The sequence below is a fragment of the Enterobacter sp. DNB-S2 genome (assembly GCF_019443845.1).
In the GTDB taxonomy this organism is placed as follows: domain Bacteria; phylum Pseudomonadota; class Gammaproteobacteria; order Enterobacterales; family Enterobacteriaceae; genus Enterobacter; species Enterobacter asburiae_B.
Genome location: NZ_CP050520.1, coordinates 2,844,076 through 2,860,703, shown reverse-complemented (window position 1 = coordinate 2,860,703; position 16,628 = coordinate 2,844,076). Strand labels below are relative to the sequence as shown.

Below are 16,628 nucleotides of genomic sequence, written 5' to 3'. Positions count from 1 at the left end.
ATTGAGCCGCCCTGGCACGTTCACAGGCCATGTCGTTACAGAGTAGCAAGAAACATAAAGTGAACGGAATGACCACCACAGCCGTATGTTCCCCCTCACCCCAGCCCTCTCCCTCAAGGGAGAGGGGCCGTCTTGCGCGCTAATCAATTAATGCGAAATCATTCATTAACAATTGCGTAAAACAATTTAACAGTTTTATCATAGCGACGAATTCACCAAATGGTTCGTAAATAATTTTACAACTCCGAATTCACCCGTATTAATCATTCTTCCCTCCGCATTTATTACCCAACTGGTACACACCCAGCACGACGGGGGGATCTTAAGGAGACAGAAATGGCATTTGGCAGCGCGCCACGTGGGATACCGCGTATCCTGCAGTGGCTCCTTGCCGGACTGATGTTGCTCATCGGTCTGGCAGTCGGCGGGCTGGGCTTTAAGCTCGTCACCGTAGGCGGAAGTGGATACTTCCTGATAATGGGCGCGGTGATGGTGATTGCCGCGATCCTGATTTTCCTCAATCGCAGCAGCGGGATCGTACTTTACGGCATCGCCTTTATTGCCTCGCTGTTCTGGGCGGTAGGCGATGCGGGCTGGGATTTCTGGCCGCTCTTCTCTCGCCTGTTTACCTTTGCCGTACTGGCCTTCCTCTGCGCCATCGTCTGGCCTTTCCTGCGCGCGGCAAACCACAGCGTTGCGAACAAGGCGCCCGCTTTTGGCGTCGCGGCCGTGCTCGCGGTGGCGATGCTGGTCAGCCTGGGCTGGATGTTTAAGCCGCAGACCCTCGTGGCAGCGAACGAGCCCGTTCCGGTGAAACCCGTCGCCCCCGGCGAGCAGCAAAAGAACTGGGCGCACTGGGGTAACACCACCCACGGCGACCGTTTCGCCGCGCTGGACCAGATTAACAAGCAAAACGTCCGCGATCTGAAAGTCGCATGGGTTGCGCACACCGGCGATATTCCGCAGAGCAACGGCTCCGGCGCGGAAGATCAGAACACGCCATTGCAAATTGGCGACACGCTGTACGTTTGTACCCCGTACAGTAAAGTGCTGGCGCTGGACGTGGATTCCGGCAAAGAAAAATGGCGCTACGATTCCAAAGCCACGGCGCCTAACTGGCAGCGCTGCCGCGGTCTGGGCTATTTTGAAGACCATTCCAGCGTGACAACGTCACAGGCAGAGACACCGCCTGCGGCATGCCCTCGCCGCCTGTTCCTGCCGACCACCGACGCCCGCCTGATTGCCATCAACGCGGATACCGGCAAGGTCTGCGAAGACTTTGGCGACCATGGCACCGTGGATCTGAGCGTCGGCATGGGCGAAATCAAGCCCGGGTATTATCAGCAAACCTCCACGCCGCTGGTCGCCGGGAATGTCGTTGTCGTCGGCGGTCGCGTCGCGGATAACTACTCCACCGGCGAACCGCCGGGCGTGGTGCGCGCCTACGACGTTCACACCGGTAAGCTGGCGTGGGCGTGGGATCCGGGTAATCCAAAACTGACCGGCCTGCCGCCGGAAGGCCAGACCTACACCCGCGGCACGCCGAACGTCTGGTCAGCAATGTCTTACGACGCTAAGCTGAACCTGATCTACCTGCCAACCGGCAACGCCACCCCGGACTTCTGGGCGGGCGAACGTACCGCGCTGGACGATAAGTACAGTTCCTCCATCGTCGCCGTCGACGCGACCACCGGTCAGGTGCGCTGGCATTTCCAGACGACCCACCACGACCTGTGGGACTTTGACCTGCCTTCCCAGCCGCTGCTGTACGACCTGCCCGACGGTAAGGGCGGCACCACGCCCGTGCTGGTGCAGACCAGCAAGCAGGGCATGATCTTCATGCTTAACCGCGAAACCGGCAAGCCGGTGGCGAAGGTAGAAGAACGTCCTGTCCCGGCGGGTAACGTTGAGGGTGAACGCTACTCTCCGACCCAGCCGTATTCCGTGGGCATGCCGATGATTGGCAACCAGACGCTGACCGAATCCGACATGTGGGGGGCGACGCCTGTCGACCTGCTGCTGTGCCGTATTCAGTTTAAAGAGATGCGTCATCAGGGCGTCTTCACCCCGCCGGGTCTCGACCGTTCCCTGCAGTTCCCTGGCTCTCTCGGCGGGATGAACTGGGGCAGCGTCTCCGTTGACCCGAACAACAGCCTGATGTTCGTCAACGATATGCGCCTGGGCCTGGCAAACTACATGGTGCCGCGCGCTAACGTGGCGAAAAACGCCAGCGGCATCGAGATGGGCATCGTACCGATGGACGGCACGCCGTTCGGCGCGATGCGCGAACGCTTCCTGTCGCCGCTGGGCATTCCGTGCCAGAAGCCGCCGTTCGGCACCATGTCGGCCGTTGACCTGAAAACCGGCAAGCTGGTGTGGCAGGTACCTGTCGGCACGGTGGAAGATACCGGGCCGCTGGGCATTCGTATGCACATGCCAATCCCAATCGGCATGCCGACGCTGGGCGCATCGCTCTCTACCCAGTCCGGCCTGCTGTTCTTCGCCGGCACGCAGGATTTCTACCTGCGCGCGTTTGATACCGCCACCGGGAAAGAGATCTGGAAAGACCGTCTGCCGGTCGGCAGCCAGTCCGGCCCGATGACCTACGTGTCGCCGAAAACCGGTAAGCAGTACATCATCATCAACGCCGGGGGCGCCCGACAGTCGCCGGATCGCGGGGATTACGTTATCGCGTACGCGTTACCCGATAAGCAATAAGATGTGAAAAAGGGACCGAAAGGTCCCTTTTTTTTGCCCGGTGGCGACTCAGAACGTCTCCCAGTTATCCCCGGAAACCGTCGCCGCCGGACGCAACGGCGCGTTCTTCGATACTGGCGCAGACATCACCGCGCGGCCTGGCTTTGTACTGCTCAGACGAAACGCGCCGACCGTCTCGGTCAAACGCGCGCCCTGTTCTTCCAGAGACGCGGCGGCCGCAGAGGCTTCTTCCACCAGCGAGGCGTTCTGCTGGGTCACTTTATCCATCTCAGAAATCGCCTGGCTCACCTGCACGATACCGCGGCTCTGCTCATCGGACGCGGCGGCAATCTCCAGCATGATGTCGGTCACGCGTTTAACCGCTTCGACGATTTCATTCATGGTGTTACCGGCAGCCACAACCTCACCGGAGCCCTGGTCGATCAGCGAGACCGATTCGTTAATCAGGCTTTCGATCTCTTTTGCGGCATTCGCACTGCGGCTTGCAAGGGTTCGGACTTCGCTTGCCACCACGGCAAAACCGCGCCCCTGCTCGCCCGCCCGCGCCGCTTCTACCGCCGCGTTAAGCGCCAGGATATTGGTCTGGAACGCAATGCTGTTGATGACGGCGGTGATCTCGGAGATTTTTTTCGAACTGGTGGAGATATTGCCCATGGTTTTGACCACGCCGGAGACCATCTGTCCGCCGCGGCTGGCTTTCCCGGAGGCATCTTCCGCCAGCTTGCTGGCATGATGGGCGTTATCGGCGTTCTGTTTCACCGTCGCGGTCAGCTGTTCCATGCTTGCGGCGGTTTGCTCAATGGCGGCGGCCTGCTGCTCGGTGCGCGAAGAGAGATCGGTGTTACCGGCAGAAATCTCGCTCGTGCCGCGGTAGATCTCCTCCGCCCCCTGACGTACGGTGCCCACCGTGTTTTCAAGCGAGTGCTGCATGGTTTGCAGATCGCGCGTCAGGCGGCCAATTTCGCTGCGCCCGGCCACGTCGTCCGGCATCGTCAGGTCGCCTTTGGCAATATTCTCGATACGTTTCGCTGCACGCTGCAAAGGATTGATTACCGTGCGGCGCAGCACGACAAAGGTCATCGCCGTCAGCACCAGCGCCAGCGCAAACGCGCCCACCATAAACATCAGGCCCAGCTGCGTGCGGCTGTGCGCCTGCGCCGTCAGCGCATTGGCACGCTCGGTGCGGATCTTAATCGCCTTCAGCAGCACGGCGTTATAAGCGTCATCCAGCGGCCGCGCCGTTTCGTTTTCGTGGTTGATAATCGCTTCGAACATGCCGTTTTTGGCGAATTTCACCATCGGCTGCATGCCCGCAATATAGGCGTCGTACCGCGCCTTGAGATCCTCATCCAGCGCTGCACCCTCAGCGGTACGCACGGCACGATTCATATAGGCGGTAAAGCTCTCCTGGGACTGCTTAATGCGCGTTTCCGCCTCGCTGATGTTCTGCTTCATCGCATCCATCTCCGCGATGCGGCTTGCCGCACCGGCGTGGATCAGATTGATACGCGCGGTACGCAGATGGTTTGAGCTGTTCGACAGCCCCATACGCACCTGAATTTCGGACGTGACATCCTGCTGATCGTTATCGGCCTGCAGCAGGAAATACCCCGCCAGACCCGAACTCAAGGCGAACAGAAGAATAATGCCACCGAGAATGGAGGAAAACAGCGGAACCAGCCTGATGTGATGCAAGAAGCTCAGCTTGCGCTGCGCCTGCATCGAAGTAGTGTTGTCCATGACCGTCGACTCTCTTGTAGGTAAGATGCGTAAAAACACGCCTGTTAAATAGTCATCGGCACGGCAGAGATTTAGATTACGGCTAAAAACGCCGCACTGGTCACACTTTAGAGAAGATTATTAAAGAAACGCCAGCGGTGAAAAACCGCTGGCAGAAGAGCTACTTGTCGCCGAAATGAATGACAGTACGGATGGATTTTCCTTCGTGCATCAGATCGAACGCGTCGTTGATCTGCTCCAGCGGCAAACGGTGGGTAATGAACGGGTCGAGCTGAATCTTGCCGACCATAGCATCTTCAACCATACCCGGAAGCTGGGTACGGCCCTTCACGCCGCCAAACGCGGAACCGCGCCATACGCGACCGGTGACCAGCTGGAACGGACGGGTTTTAATCTCCTGGCCCGCGCCGGCCACGCCAATGATGATGCTCTCGCCCCAGCCTTTGTGGCAGCATTCGAGTGCGGAACGCATCACGTTCACGTTGCCGATACATTCGAAGCTGAAGTCAACGCCGCCGTCGGTCATCTCAACGATGACGTCCTGAATCGGTTTTTCGTGATCTTTCGGGTTCACGAAATCGGTCGCGCCCATTTCACCCGCCAGCCTGAATTTCTCCGGGTTGGTGTCTACCGCGATGATACGCCCGGCCTTCGCCTGCACCGCGCCCTGAATCACCGCCAGACCAATGCCGCCGAGACCGAACACCGCCACGGTGTCGCCCTCTTTGACTTTTGCCGTGTTATGCACCGCGCCAATACCGGTGGTCACGCCGCAGCCCAGCAGGCAGACTTTATCCAGCGGCGCCTGCGGGTTCACCTTCGCCAGGGAAATTTCCGCGCAAACGGTGTACTCGCTGAAGGTGCTGGTGCCCATGTAGTGGTAAACAGGCTCGCCGTTATAGGAGAAACGGGTGGTACCGTCCGGCATCAGCCCTTTCCCCTGAGTGGCGCGAACCGCCTGGCAGAGGTTGGTTTTACCGGATTTACAGAACTTACACTCGCCGCACTCCGCGGTGTACAGCGGGATAACGTGATCGCCAGGCTTCAGGCTGGTCACGCCCTCGCCCACTTCCACCACAATCCCGCCGCCTTCATGACCCAGCACCGCCGGGAAGACGCCTTCCGGATCGTCACCGGAGAGCGTAAACGCATCGGTATGGCACACGCCGGTATGGGTGATTTTGATCAGCACTTCGCCTTTCTTCGGCGGTGCCACGTCGATTTCAACGATTTTCAGCGGCTGGCCGGGACCAAATGCAACTGCAGCGCGAGATTTCATCATGTCTTCCCTTTTTGTCAGGTGTGTGGGTTTATTTTAGATAAGAGCGCAGCAAATGGCCGACTTCTGCCATGCGTACGGCTCGCTGATCCGGCGTGGTTTCCCCCGTCACCAGCTCATCTTTGAGGTGAATTTCAACCATTTCGCCCATCAGGCCATTGGCAGCCCCGCGCACGGCGGCGATTTGCTGCAAAATAGCCAGACAGGGGTCGCCCGACTCCAGCGCGCGTTCAAGGGCATCAACCTGACCCCGAATGCGGCGGACGCGAGTAAGAATACGTTTTTTATCTTCGGGTGAATGCGGCATACGCCCTCCTGATACTATAGGGGGGTATGGTACCTATTTTATCCTTAAGATGTAAACACTCTGTTTTTTATGGTTAATGCGCATTTCGTTAACGTTACGTATTACTCCGGCAGCGCTATACCTGAAATCTCGGTACAAATATCAATGAGACGCTCCTGCAATACAACGTCGTGCGCCTGCGGATTAGCCGTCATGCGCTTCATGTGGTAGAAATATTTCCCCGTTACGTCAGCCTCAGAATCACGGCTGGCGGCAAGCCAGGCCTGGGTCAGGTGCGCCTGGTCCATATCGTCCGGGGCATGCGGCCCTCCCATCTTTGTCGGCACCCAGCCAGGCTCGAGGCTGTTACTACGCACATCACGCCATCGACGCGCAATAGCAAAAGCCAGCATAGCGTCGTGCAATTTGCTCTCCGCATAGGCGTCTGAGCCATTCCAGCGACGTTTGCGCCAGAGAATATCATCCAGGTTTGCCCGGGCATGATGATGCATACCCGAACTCAGATAGACGAGGCGCTGTGGACGTTCAATCAACGCGGTGAGGATGTAAGCCGAGAGCGTGTTGATCGCGAAAACATGCGGCAGCCCGTCGCGGGTCAGGCGATACGCTTCATTGTAGCCAACGGCAGCATTGTGGATGACGGCATCGAAGCGTCCCAGGGCGTTGACACGTAATGCCGTTTGCCTGGCACCTTCCATTGTCTCCAGGTCACCGACAACGACGGCTTCAGCCTGCGGTAAGGCGCGTTGGGCATCTTCTGCACGGTTCGCATTACGCGCGTGCAACACAACCTGATGTCCTTGTTGAACCAGCAGTTCGGCTGCCATCAGACCCAGGCCTGTGGACGAACCGGAGATGAAAATGCGTGACATATAATTTCTCCAGATTAGTAAACCGACAGCAAGCGCTGCCGGCTCGAATGTTTATTCAGGATTGCTGCATGCGAGACGCGCTCGCAATCAGCGCCCCCAGCAGCGCACAGACCGCACCAGACAGATACACAGCGGCATAACTAAACTGACCGGCGATCAGGCCAGCGACTGGCCCGGCGATTCCATAAGCGACATCCAGAAATGCAACGAATGCGCCCATTGCGCTGCCGCGGTTGGCTTGTGGAACACGTCTTAAGGCTTCGACGCCCAGTGCGGGGAAAACCAGCGCACAGCCCAGTCCGGTAACCAGAGCACCTGCAAGTGCCATCCATTCGTTTGAACCCAACCACAGCATTGCCTGGCCTAGCGCTTCAACCACCAGTGACCAAACTGCAACGCGATAGCCGCCTATTTGGTCTGGCAGATGCCCCAGGGCGAGGCGAACGAAAATAAAACCCAGACCAAACGCAGTCATCACCAGGCCGGCGTTCTGCCAGTGATGTGCCGCAAAGTACAGCGAGGCAAAAGCGGTTAGTCCTGACAACCCAACGCCCTGCAGCATTAATCCCAGCCCTTCGCGCCAGATGCGCCCTACTACGCGATGGAATGGCAGTCGCGGACCTCCAGGCGATATATATGATGGGGTACAAAATGCAACCAGAGCGGCCAACATCGGTGCAGCAATACAGGCAATCATCGCCATTGCGAGGCTGTAATGCTGATATAACGCCATGCCAACAGGAGCACCAATCGACAGCGCCGCGAACATCGCGATGCCGGTCCAGGACATGGACATACCGGCGCGCTGAGGACCAACTGAGGCAATGGCCCAAGACACACATCCCGTCACGAACTGACTTTCGCCAAAACCGGCCATCAGACGACCTGCGATAACAATGCAAAGGGTTGCAGCAGGCGATAAATCCGTTACCGAAGCCACCAGATACAGCGCCCCTGCTATCGCTGAAAGGATTGCTCCCTGGAGAGCAGAACGTTTACCGCCCTGCTGGTCTGTAAGCCGTCCGGCATAGCCGCGGGTCAGGACGGTGGCCAGAAACTGGATGCCGATCGCCAGTCCCACCACGAGGTTGCTGAAGCCGAGATGGCCATGGATGAACAATGGAATCACCGGCAGTGGAAGTCCGACTGCCAAATAGCCAAAGAAAAGTGCGGCAATAACGCCCGTTGCCGGGCGGGGAAGCAGGACGCGCGGGGTGTTATCCTCCGCGAACCGCTTTATGGCGAGGGCTCCCATGTCATTATCCTTTATGAAATATGATTAAGAGGGTTGAACGGCCCGGTGTATAAGGCCGCTCTGTCATCAGGATGCTTTAAAAAGATCGATGTGATAGCCGCTGGCGTTGAGCAGGTAATCACGAGAAACGGTTATCTCTGTACTGAGCGCCGCCAGATCAATATCCACCAACTTGCCCGCACGTTTACGAAGCTGGCCGGCCACCATCACGGTATCCACATCAGACCGCTCTATCGCCTGCACGACGGTACCAATGACGTTGGTTACCGGGAAAACAGCGGCTCCGCTGGTGCGAACCATGATAATGTCGGCCTGCTTGCCTGGCGTAAGGGTGCCAATCTGGTCCTCCAAACCGGCCGCACGCGCGCCATTAACCGTTGCCGCTTTCAGGACATCCTCGGCCGTAATGGGGGACGGCACATTGTCCTCACCACGGAAGCGACGGTAGCGCATAGCCGATCGCTGTTGCCCGAACAGAGCGTGCATTTCCCCGAACATATCGCTGCCAAAGGCAGTATCAAGGTCAATGCCCAATGCCGGGGTCAAGCCGCGATCGACAGCCTGCTGGTAGGCAAAACTTTCATCGTCGAAGCCAAATAGCGCATCCGACCGTGGATTGACCGTGATGTTCACTCCTGAATCGGCCAGGAGCTTCCAGGTATCCTGAGGAACCCTTGAACAGTGGTTGAAGATGTTATGTGTGCCCAGTACGCCCGGCGTGGCAAACTCAGGGCCGAGATTGGCGAGATCGCCGATGAATTCGGTCAGAATGCGCATGTCGAGTTTGCGAGCGACCTTCCACCAGTCAAGATTGAGCTGACCAAACAGACCAACGTGCACCAGGCTGTCATTTGTATTCCAGCTTCGCGACAGTCGCTCCAAATCCGCAGGCAAATGCGCCGACGAAGCTTCTTTATCCATTGCTGCACCGACCATATGTAACGCACGGATGCCGCTTTCCTTTAGAGCATCTAATGCTGCATCAGTATGCTCGGGGCTGCGCGAGTTGTGGCAGGCATCAATGATGGTAGTAATACCAGCGTCCAGTGAGGCAAGTGCCGAGAGCCTGGTACTCAGGTACATGTCCAGAGGACGATAATGTTTGCCCAGTTTCTCTGCGACCACATCAATGTAAGCAAAAAGATCGTCGACATTTGGCATCATGCGGCGCATCACGCCAAGCCACATATGGTGGTGAGCATCCACCAGGCCGGGCATTACAATATGGTCAGTTGCATCGATCACCTGGGCATCATCCGCCTGCAGATCCGGACCCACTGCTGCGATACGGTCGCCATGGACGAGAACATCGCCCACGGAGAGGTTGGGAATATCGGCATCCAGAGTAAGGATGATGCCGCCTTTAAAAAGAGTGCGCGTCGTTGTCATTTCGTATTCCTCAGGGTTAAGTGATGCCGTTCGTTGCGAGGTTTGCCCAGCCGGAGACGGGTAAAATAGCGCCCGGCAACGAATTGGCTGACACAATAGGTTGCGCACCATTTTTGATAAAGGTAGTTTTATGCAAATTATATTTGAATAAATTCAAAGGTGAGTCTCTATGAGTTTTGACGGAAGGCTACTGTCAGGATTGAGCGTGTTGGCCGCAGTTGTCGAGGCGGGTAGTTTCAGTCGCGCTGGCGAGGTGCTGGGACTGTCCGCTTCTGGCGTGAGCAGATCGATAGATCGTCTTGAAGAGAGGCTCGGAGTGCGCTTGCTAAACCGTACGACGCGTACGATGAACCTGACGAACGAAGGCCGGGCTTTGTATGAGCGCGCCTCGCCACACCTTGAAGGTATTGAGGTTGCGGCAAGCTACGTATCCGGTGCCGCCATTGCTGTACGAGGATCATTGCGTGTCAGCGTTAATCCAATCTTCGCTCGTTATATTTTGGCCCCGAAACTGCCTCTTTTGCGCGAACGTCACCCGGAACTGGAACTTACAGTAGTGCAGCAGCCTGACGTAGGGGATCTTGTGACAGAGGGTATAGATGTTGCGGTGCGTTTCGGACCGCAACTCCCCTCAACTATTTCTTCGAAATTGCTCTTTCAGACGCGCGTACTCACTGTGGCATCACCGGCATATCTGAAACGGCATGGTCGACCTGCGCATCCTGAAGAACTAGTCACGCATGAGTGCATCCAGTATATCGATCCTCGCCGCGGGAAACCGTTTGAGTGGGAATTCCGTCGCGATCGCGAAGTACTGGCTATTGATACTCATGGTCATTTGACGACAACCGATGTAGATCTGATGGTGCAATCCTGCGTAAGTGGTGTTGGTATTGCCCAGGTACTTTCACTCAGCGTCACGCAATTGATCGCTGACGGAATGCTGGTCGAACTTTTTCCGGAATGGCCAGGCGAAACCTATCCGCTGTATATCACGCGGCCATCTCGTCGACTGCCCCCCGCTGCTGTCGAAGCCTTTATGGAATTTTGCGCTGAAATTTGCGCAAATCATGAAGCGAACTGAAAAAAACTATCAGCTGTTGGACGTACTTTAGCGGCGAGCAGCTGATAGCCTCAGCGATACTCACGAAATTTGTCTGTTCACAAACATGACCCCATTCATTTATTCCTTATTCGATATTATTTACTCTGCCTCAACATGTACGCTGATATTCAGCCGTTTTGCTTCCATGGATATCATTTTTTGGGCAAGAACCATATTGCCGCCATGTACTTGATCTATTAAGTGTTGAACAAGAGTCATCATCAAATAATCCTTATTAGCCGGATAAAATTCGGTCATATCAATCCCGCTATCCTGCAGCTGCTGGTGCGTAGATCTCTCTGTTTCAGCAACTATTTCGGCTACTCTGGCCTGCATCTTGTCGATTTGCTCAAATACAATACGGTTTATGATTTCGATTTGTTCTGGCTTTAAGTCCTTTTCCATCATTACCTCTCATAAAATTTTGTAGCTTAGAAAATTTGGATTATGACAAACCTAATATAAGTATAGGAAGTGAGTCTTCATTCCTCATTCAGCAGTATCATAGGTACGACGGAACGATTAATGCCGCACAACGATATACCGCCAGTATACCCTCTCCATAATCAGCAAGATCGGTCAGGATTTTGGCCGTTCGGAGAGGCAAAGTAGGTCATCAGGAGGATGCAATGTACGATGCAATCAAAACGGCTTACCGCGAGCGCTTCACGACGGTGTGCGACTATATCGCCCAACATCTCGATGAACCGCTTACGCTGGAGAAGCTCAGCGCGTTAGCCTGCTGTTCGCCTTATCATTTTCACCGGCAGTTCCTGGCGTTTAGCGGCCAGCCTTTGTATCGCTATATTCAGTGGTTGCGCCTGCGTCATGCGTCCTGGCGACTGGCGTTTAATCCTCAGGATAAGGTGATTGATATTGCGCTCGATGCCGGGTTCCAGAGCCCTGAATCGTTCAGTCGCGCCTTCAGAAACGCGTTTGGAAAAAGCCCGCGTCAGTTTCGGCAGCAGCCGGACTGGCTGAACTGGCACCAGCGCGTACCGAAAATGACCTTCCAGGAGCAAAAAACGATGGAAATTAAAATTGTTGATTTCCCACAGACCCAAGTGGCAATGCTGCAGCACCGTGGTAGCCCGGATCGGGTTAATGACAGCGCGGCGAAATTTATTGCATGGCGTAAAACCACGGGCCTATCGCCAGTACACGAAAGCAGCACGTTTGGTATTGCCTGGGATGACCCGGCAACCACACCCGCAGACGCCTTTCGTTTCGATATCTGCGGCAGTATCTCTGAAGCGATACCAGAAAATGAATTCGGGGTTTGCAGTGGCGAAATCGACGGCGGACGTTATGCTGTTGGCCGTCACACGGGGTCTCTGGATACCATTTCCGCCACGGTGTGGGCGATGTTTCGCGACTGGCTACCGGCCAGCGGCGAAACGCTGCGCGACGCCCCGGTATTTTTCCACTACCTCAACTTTATTCACGAAGTGCCGGAACATGCGCTGCAAACCGATATCTACCTGCCGTTAAAGTGACTATCTCTTATTGACCGCCATTTCTGCCGGGCGGCACAGCGCTTGCCCGGCCTACGGTTCCCTGCCAGCCTGCGCCAGCGTTTGCAGCTCATCCTTAAGCCAGCGCGTTGCGCCCCGCTGGCCGCTGCGTTTATGCGAGTAAATTTTCACTTCAAACGTGCGTATCGAAAACGGTAAAGGAAAAATCCTCAGGTCCGCTGCCGCAGCCAGCTTCTCAGCGGCAAAACGGGGGATTGCCATCAGCAGGTCGCTTTCCGCAACGATAAACGGCGCGCTCAACATCGACGGCGTTTTGATCGCGATTTGTCGGGTATAGCCCAGCTGTTCGAGCCGCACGTCCAGAACGCCCTGCTTCTCATTCCATGGCGTCACCACCAGATGACGGGCCGCGAGATAATCCTCCAGCGTCAGACGAGTCCGGCGCGCGTTGCCGATGACCACATACTCATCTTCAAACCAGTCGATCTCTTCCAGTTCCGGGTGCCGGATATCATCCTGAGTGCTGAACCCCAGCGCGAGATCCACTTCGCCCGCCAGCAGTTCCGTCAGCGCCGGGCTGTGCGGCAGATAGCGCAATTCGAAACGCAAACCCGGGGCAGCAAGCTGCAGTTTGTGCATCAGCGCCGGGAAAATGCACAGCGCGGTAAAGTCCGTAATCCCAATTTGTAAGATTTCGGTACTGCTGGCCGGGTCAAACTCCGGCTGCGGGGTCAGCTCATGATTGAGGAACGACAATGCGGAAGCAATGGAAGGCGCAAGCTGAGTGGCATACACGCTGGGGGACATGCGATGCCCTTCACGAAAAAAGAGCGGGTCATTCAGGGTGATGCGCAAACGCGACAGCGCATGGCTCAGTGCCGATGTGCTCATCGCCAGCTCATCAGCGGCCAGCCGAACGGAACGGTGGCGGTAAATCGCGTCGAAAACGGGCAGCAGGTTTAAATCAAGACGCCTCAGTACCGGATGCATAATATTCATCATTTGTTGATTTCATTGCACTTAATTCTTCGGACAATACTCCGTATGCTTAACGCCATCAATCGAACACAGGCTAAAACAAAGGAAAAACAATGAGCATCACCATTCGTCAGGCCCGCCCCGAAGATGCGGCGGCAATATACGCCATGATCTACGAGCTGGCGGTGTATGAAAAAGCGCCGGAAGAAGTGGTTACCACGCCGGAGGAGATCCGCGAAACGCTCTTTGGCGCAGGCACAAAAACCGAAGCGTTGATCGCGGAGTGTGAAGGCAAGACTGCCGGCTATGCCGTGTTCTTCACCAGCTATTCGACCTGGCTCGGACGCAACGGGATTTACATGGAAGACCTGTACGTATCCCCGGAGTATCGCGGTAAAGGCTCGGGAAGAGCGCTGCTGAAACATATCGCGCAGCTCGCGGTAAAACGTCAGTGCGGCCGCCTTGAATGGAGCGTGCTGGACTGGAACCAGCCCGCCATTGATTTTTACCTGAGCATAGGCGCGCTGCCGCAGTCCGAATGGGTTCGCTATCGTCTTGATGGCGACGCGCTGCTGAAATTTGCCGAATAACGACACGTGGTACCCGAGATGATCCCGCCCCGCGGGATCGCTCTGTCCTGCCTTGATCCCGCCTCAACAGATTCTGAATTTATGCTACCCTTCCATAAATTTCATAAACATATTGCAGAACGCCATGACGACAGCCCCTTTTATCCGCCCACAACTTTCCCTGCCAGACGGTGCCGACAGGCTGCTGTTGCACTCCTGCTGCGCCCCCTGCTCGGGTGAAGTGATGGAGGCTATCCAGGCTTCGGGGATTGACTACACGATTTTCTTCTACAACCCCAATATCCATCCACAGAAGGAATACCTCATTCGTAAGGAGGAGAATATTCGCTTTGCGGAAAAACACGGCGTGCCGTTTGTTGATGCCGATTACGATACAGATAACTGGTTTGAGCGCGCGAAAGGCATGGAATGGGAACCCGAGCGTGGCGTCCGCTGCACCATGTGCTTCGATATGCGTTTCGAGCGTACGGCGCTCTATGCGGCAGAAAATGGATTCAGCGTCATCAGCAGCTCGCTGGGGATCTCCCGCTGGAAAAACATGCAGCAGATAAATGACTGCGGCCAGCGTGCTGCCGCGCGCTATCCGGGTATGGTTTACTGGGACTATAACTGGCGTAAACAGGGCGGCTCCTCTCGCATGATTGAGATCAGCAAGCGGGAGCAGTTTTACCAGCAGGAATACTGCGGGTGCGTTTATTCGCTCAGGGACAGTAACCTGCATCGTAAGTCTCAGGGCCGCCCGCTGATTCGCATAGGGAAACTGTATTACGGTCAGGATGACAATGAGAAATAACGGGTTCCCGGTATAGAGATATATCCGAAAACAGCCCTGATATGTACCGAATTTAGCCTAACGTCTCCCACATCCACAAAGAGCGGCTATCCTTTAATAATCAACAAAAGGAGGCAAAAATGTCTGATTTCGGTACTGATAAAAACACCCAGTTTGCTGAAGATAAAGCAAAAAATAAATTTGATGAGCTTGCAGGTTCCGCGCAGCAGCAGTTTGGTGAATTCGTTGATTCACCAAAGCATCAGGTAAAAGGTGCGGCCAAAAAATATGCCGCGCAGGCCAGCGATGCCGTTTCCGACGTTACTGAAGCTGTCAGAAATAACCCCCTCACCGGCCTCGTCGCAGCGGGTGCGGTCGGTATTGTTCTCGGCCTTCTGCTGGGTCGAAAATAATAAAAGGCCCTTCGGGGCTTTATTTTTTCTTAGCTAAAAATTCTGACCATGCGGTCTAACTCTTCCTCTTTCACGGCCCGCGATAAATAATACCCCTGAAAATTTTTGACGCCCAGCGCGACTAATTTTTCAAACTTTTCTTCACTATCAACCCCCTCGGCAATACAGTCCGTTCCGGTCATGTCGCTATAAATCTGTATCGCTTTAATCAGGTTATAGTCATTGTCGTTTGCCACAAAATGCTCAACGATGTCGCGATCCAGCTTGAGTCCATCAAAATGCACCTGCCGCACCGGGAACATGGTTTGATGGTTAGAGAAGCAGTCATCCAGAAATAATCGACACCCCGTATTACGCAAATGCCGCATGGTTTCAGGGATCCTTTTGTCCTTCGTCACGTCAATATCTTCAGCAAATTCAAAGACCAGCTTTTCGGCCCACTGCGGCTTGAGCAGCATGTCGATAGCTTTCTTTGCCATATCAGGCAATGCATTTCCGGAAGCCAGACGAGGCGGAATATTTACAGAAAAATAGTATTTTCCATTATACTTATTAATCCCTGACACGGCGGCATGGATGACTAACGCCGTTATTTTCAACCATATCTCATGATTTGAAATATCCGTGAGAAAACTGGCCGGCTTGACAATTTTACCGTTTTTATTCCAGCGGATCAGTATCTCAAAGCCTACGCCCTTTTTGTCACGATCGGTAATGATCTGATAAGCGGGGAAGATCTCTTTTTTATATAATGCATTAAAAATTTCTGCTTCTTTATCCGTAAAATCCGTATGTTGGCTCCGCCGCTTGATACGTCTTTCCGCGCTGAAATTGTGCGAATCGTTTAGCCACCGCTTAATTAAGCGTAATTTCAGCACGCCTTCCTTACGGTGGGTATAAACCGTTTTATTAGAAAGCCCCATTTCGTCGCACATTTCTTTTACGGACATGCCGCGGTAGAAATTTAATAAAACGTCAATTTCTCTTTTTGTTAGCCACTTTACGGTTTCTTGCGAAGAATTATCCTTGTAGCGATCGCGTAATACGTACGAACGATCTTTAAAAACATGATGGTGTGTATGAATACAGGTTATGACATCTGAAACGCGGGCCAGTCGAATCAATGATAATTGATAACTATTATTTAAAAGAGTGCCCAGGGTGCGATATAGCCAGCTATCCGGCAGGTCGCCATACAGGGTGACGCGTCGAATAACGGGAAGTGCATTGAGTACGGACGCCAGTCTCTTCAGGCTCTCCAGGAGGCTGACGATACCTTTTCCGAGAAACACCACAATATGAGCACTCTGATTTATAAGGATATTTTCAAGATCCTGTTGGGATACCTCATCCCCGTCAAAATGAATATGCGAAGCCTGTATTCCGTACTGGTTAAGGATCAGACGATATCCCTGGAACGTAAAACCGCAGGCGGAGATGACAAATTTATGTTCATCGCACGCCTCATTTCTGAGAGAAATTGTGTGGGTCATAAACTGCTCCTGGGCACTGAGGCACCATTTCCATTTGTGAATACGTAAAATTTAACGCACCTGTTATAAACATTAATTTTACAGTACAGCTTTAGGGTAAGAAACAGTTATCCGCTGAACTCACAGGAACATCTTTGCGTTAATCACCGTCGTTTAAATATACTTTTCTTTGCAAATAACAACGGCAAATATCTTATTCTCAGGGTATAATGAAAATTCCGAAAAAGAAGAGTGGACACTTC

At 54.5% G+C, this 16,628-nt stretch carries 15 protein-coding genes; 6 read left to right on the top strand and 9 right to left on the bottom strand.

Going from position 1 to position 16,628, the window contains the following annotated elements:
* Nucleotides 1-336: 336 nt before the first annotated feature.
* Nucleotides 337-2,718 carry a glucose/quinate/shikimate family membrane-bound PQQ-dependent dehydrogenase gene (locus HB664_RS13615; protein ID WP_045889296.1) on the top strand — a complete coding sequence of 794 codons (2,382 nt, stop codon included), beginning with the start codon at nucleotides 337-339 and terminating at the stop codon, nucleotides 2,716-2,718.
* Nucleotides 2,719-2,766: 48 nt separating this feature from the next.
* Here the strand turns inward: HB664_RS13615 and HB664_RS13610 are convergent, their stop codons facing one another.
* From HB664_RS13610 to HB664_RS13585, 6 genes are all read right to left on the bottom strand, one after another.
* Complete coding sequence (locus HB664_RS13610) at nucleotides 2,767-4,458, bottom strand: methyl-accepting chemotaxis protein (RefSeq protein WP_219939620.1); 1,692 nt, start codon at nucleotides 4,456-4,458, stop codon at nucleotides 2,767-2,769.
* Between the two features lie 160 nt (nucleotides 4,459-4,618).
* Nucleotides 4,619-5,737, bottom strand: coding sequence for an S-(hydroxymethyl)glutathione dehydrogenase/class III alcohol dehydrogenase (locus tag HB664_RS13605; RefSeq protein WP_033146534.1), 1,119 nt, complete (start codon nucleotides 5,735-5,737; stop codon nucleotides 4,619-4,621).
* A 31-nt stretch (nucleotides 5,738-5,768) separates the two neighbouring features.
* Nucleotides 5,769-6,044 carry a metal/formaldehyde-sensitive transcriptional repressor gene (locus HB664_RS13600; RefSeq protein ID WP_003857256.1) on the bottom strand — a complete coding sequence of 92 codons (276 nt, stop codon included), beginning with the start codon at nucleotides 6,042-6,044 and terminating at the stop codon, nucleotides 5,769-5,771.
* A gap of 101 nt (nucleotides 6,045-6,145) precedes the next feature.
* Nucleotides 6,146-6,916, bottom strand: coding sequence for an SDR family NAD(P)-dependent oxidoreductase (locus tag HB664_RS13595; protein ID WP_219939619.1), 771 nt, complete (start codon nucleotides 6,914-6,916; stop codon nucleotides 6,146-6,148).
* A gap of 55 nt (nucleotides 6,917-6,971) precedes the next feature.
* Nucleotides 6,972-8,036 (bottom strand): arabinose transporter, encoded by a 1,065-nt coding sequence (locus HB664_RS13590; RefSeq protein ID WP_258235786.1) that lies wholly within the window; start codon nucleotides 8,034-8,036, stop codon nucleotides 6,972-6,974.
* Nucleotides 8,037-8,237: 201 nt separating this feature from the next.
* On the bottom strand, nucleotides 8,238-9,560 hold the full coding sequence (locus HB664_RS13585; protein WP_219939617.1) for an amidohydrolase family protein: 1,323 nt from the start codon (nucleotides 9,558-9,560) through the stop codon (nucleotides 8,238-8,240).
* A gap of 169 nt (nucleotides 9,561-9,729) precedes the next feature.
* Between HB664_RS13585 and HB664_RS13580 the strand changes: the two genes are divergently transcribed.
* Nucleotides 9,730-10,644 carry a LysR family transcriptional regulator gene (locus HB664_RS13580; RefSeq protein ID WP_033145490.1) on the top strand — a complete coding sequence of 305 codons (915 nt, stop codon included), beginning with the start codon at nucleotides 9,730-9,732 and terminating at the stop codon, nucleotides 10,642-10,644.
* 120 nt (nucleotides 10,645-10,764) lie between these two features.
* Here the strand turns inward: HB664_RS13580 and HB664_RS13575 are convergent, their stop codons facing one another.
* The gene (locus HB664_RS13575) at nucleotides 10,765-11,070 is read right to left on the bottom strand and encodes a hypothetical protein (protein WP_033145489.1); all 306 of its coding nucleotides are present in this window, start codon (nucleotides 11,068-11,070) and stop codon (nucleotides 10,765-10,767) included.
* Nucleotides 11,071-11,294: 224 nt separating this feature from the next.
* On the opposite strand from HB664_RS13575, the gene HB664_RS13570 reads away from it, so the two are divergent.
* Entirely contained in the window at nucleotides 11,295-12,161 is an 867-nt protein-coding gene (locus HB664_RS13570; protein WP_167819246.1) for a GyrI-like domain-containing protein, read from the top strand.
* 51 nt (nucleotides 12,162-12,212) lie between these two features.
* On the opposite strand, the gene HB664_RS13565 is transcribed toward HB664_RS13570, so the two are convergent.
* The gene (locus tag HB664_RS13565) at nucleotides 12,213-13,142 is read right to left on the bottom strand and encodes a LysR family transcriptional regulator (RefSeq protein WP_219939616.1); all 930 of its coding nucleotides are present in this window, start codon (nucleotides 13,140-13,142) and stop codon (nucleotides 12,213-12,215) included.
* An 89-nt stretch (nucleotides 13,143-13,231) separates the two neighbouring features.
* On the opposite strand from HB664_RS13565, the gene HB664_RS13560 reads away from it, so the two are divergent.
* The 3 genes from HB664_RS13560 (at nucleotide 13,232) to HB664_RS13550 (ending at nucleotide 14,893) form a co-directional block, all read left to right on the top strand.
* The gene (locus HB664_RS13560; RefSeq protein WP_219939615.1) at nucleotides 13,232-13,708 is read left to right on the top strand and encodes a GNAT family N-acetyltransferase; all 477 of its coding nucleotides are present in this window, start codon (nucleotides 13,232-13,234) and stop codon (nucleotides 13,706-13,708) included.
* Between the two features lie 124 nt (nucleotides 13,709-13,832).
* Nucleotides 13,833-14,501, top strand: coding sequence for an epoxyqueuosine reductase QueH (locus HB664_RS13555; protein ID WP_023311652.1), 669 nt, complete (start codon nucleotides 13,833-13,835; stop codon nucleotides 14,499-14,501).
* Between the two features lie 119 nt (nucleotides 14,502-14,620).
* Nucleotides 14,621-14,893 carry a YqjD family protein gene (locus tag HB664_RS13550; RefSeq protein WP_023311651.1) on the top strand — a complete coding sequence of 91 codons (273 nt, stop codon included), beginning with the start codon at nucleotides 14,621-14,623 and terminating at the stop codon, nucleotides 14,891-14,893.
* Nucleotides 14,894-14,922: 29 nt separating this feature from the next.
* Here HB664_RS13550 and HB664_RS13545 read toward each other — a convergent pair whose 3' ends face one another.
* Nucleotides 14,923-16,386 carry an EAL domain-containing protein gene (locus tag HB664_RS13545; protein ID WP_219939614.1) on the bottom strand — a complete coding sequence of 488 codons (1,464 nt, stop codon included), beginning with the start codon at nucleotides 16,384-16,386 and terminating at the stop codon, nucleotides 14,923-14,925.
* Between the last annotated feature and the right edge of the window lie 242 nt (nucleotides 16,387-16,628).

Coding starts and splice junctions, on each gene's coding strand:
- HB664_RS13595 (WP_219939619.1), bottom strand. CDS start 6,916: ATGTCACGCATTTTCATCTCCGGTTCGTCCACAGGCCTGGGTCTGATG.
- HB664_RS13605 (WP_033146534.1), bottom strand. CDS start 5,737: ATGAAATCTCGCGCTGCAGTTGCATTTGGTCCCGGCCAGCCGCTGAAA.
- HB664_RS13550 (WP_023311651.1), top strand. CDS start 14,621: ATGTCTGATTTCGGTACTGATAAAAACACCCAGTTTGCTGAAGATAAA.
- HB664_RS13585 (WP_219939617.1), bottom strand. CDS start 9,560: ATGACAACGACGCGCACTCTTTTTAAAGGCGGCATCATCCTTACTCTG.
- HB664_RS13570 (WP_167819246.1), top strand. CDS start 11,295: ATGTACGATGCAATCAAAACGGCTTACCGCGAGCGCTTCACGACGGTG.
- HB664_RS13600 (WP_003857256.1), bottom strand. CDS start 6,044: ATGCCGCATTCACCCGAAGATAAAAAACGTATTCTTACTCGCGTCCGC.
- HB664_RS13555 (WP_023311652.1), top strand. CDS start 13,833: ATGACGACAGCCCCTTTTATCCGCCCACAACTTTCCCTGCCAGACGGT.
- HB664_RS13615 (WP_045889296.1), top strand. CDS start 337: ATGGCATTTGGCAGCGCGCCACGTGGGATACCGCGTATCCTGCAGTGG.
- HB664_RS13580 (WP_033145490.1), top strand. CDS start 9,730: ATGAGTTTTGACGGAAGGCTACTGTCAGGATTGAGCGTGTTGGCCGCA.
- HB664_RS13560 (WP_219939615.1), top strand. CDS start 13,232: ATGAGCATCACCATTCGTCAGGCCCGCCCCGAAGATGCGGCGGCAATA.
- HB664_RS13610 (WP_219939620.1), bottom strand. CDS start 4,458: ATGGACAACACTACTTCGATGCAGGCGCAGCGCAAGCTGAGCTTCTTG.
- HB664_RS13565 (WP_219939616.1), bottom strand. CDS start 13,142: ATGATGAATATTATGCATCCGGTACTGAGGCGTCTTGATTTAAACCTG.
- HB664_RS13575 (WP_033145489.1), bottom strand. CDS start 11,070: ATGGAAAAGGACTTAAAGCCAGAACAAATCGAAATCATAAACCGTATT.
- HB664_RS13545 (WP_219939614.1), bottom strand. CDS start 16,386: ATGACCCACACAATTTCTCTCAGAAATGAGGCGTGCGATGAACATAAA.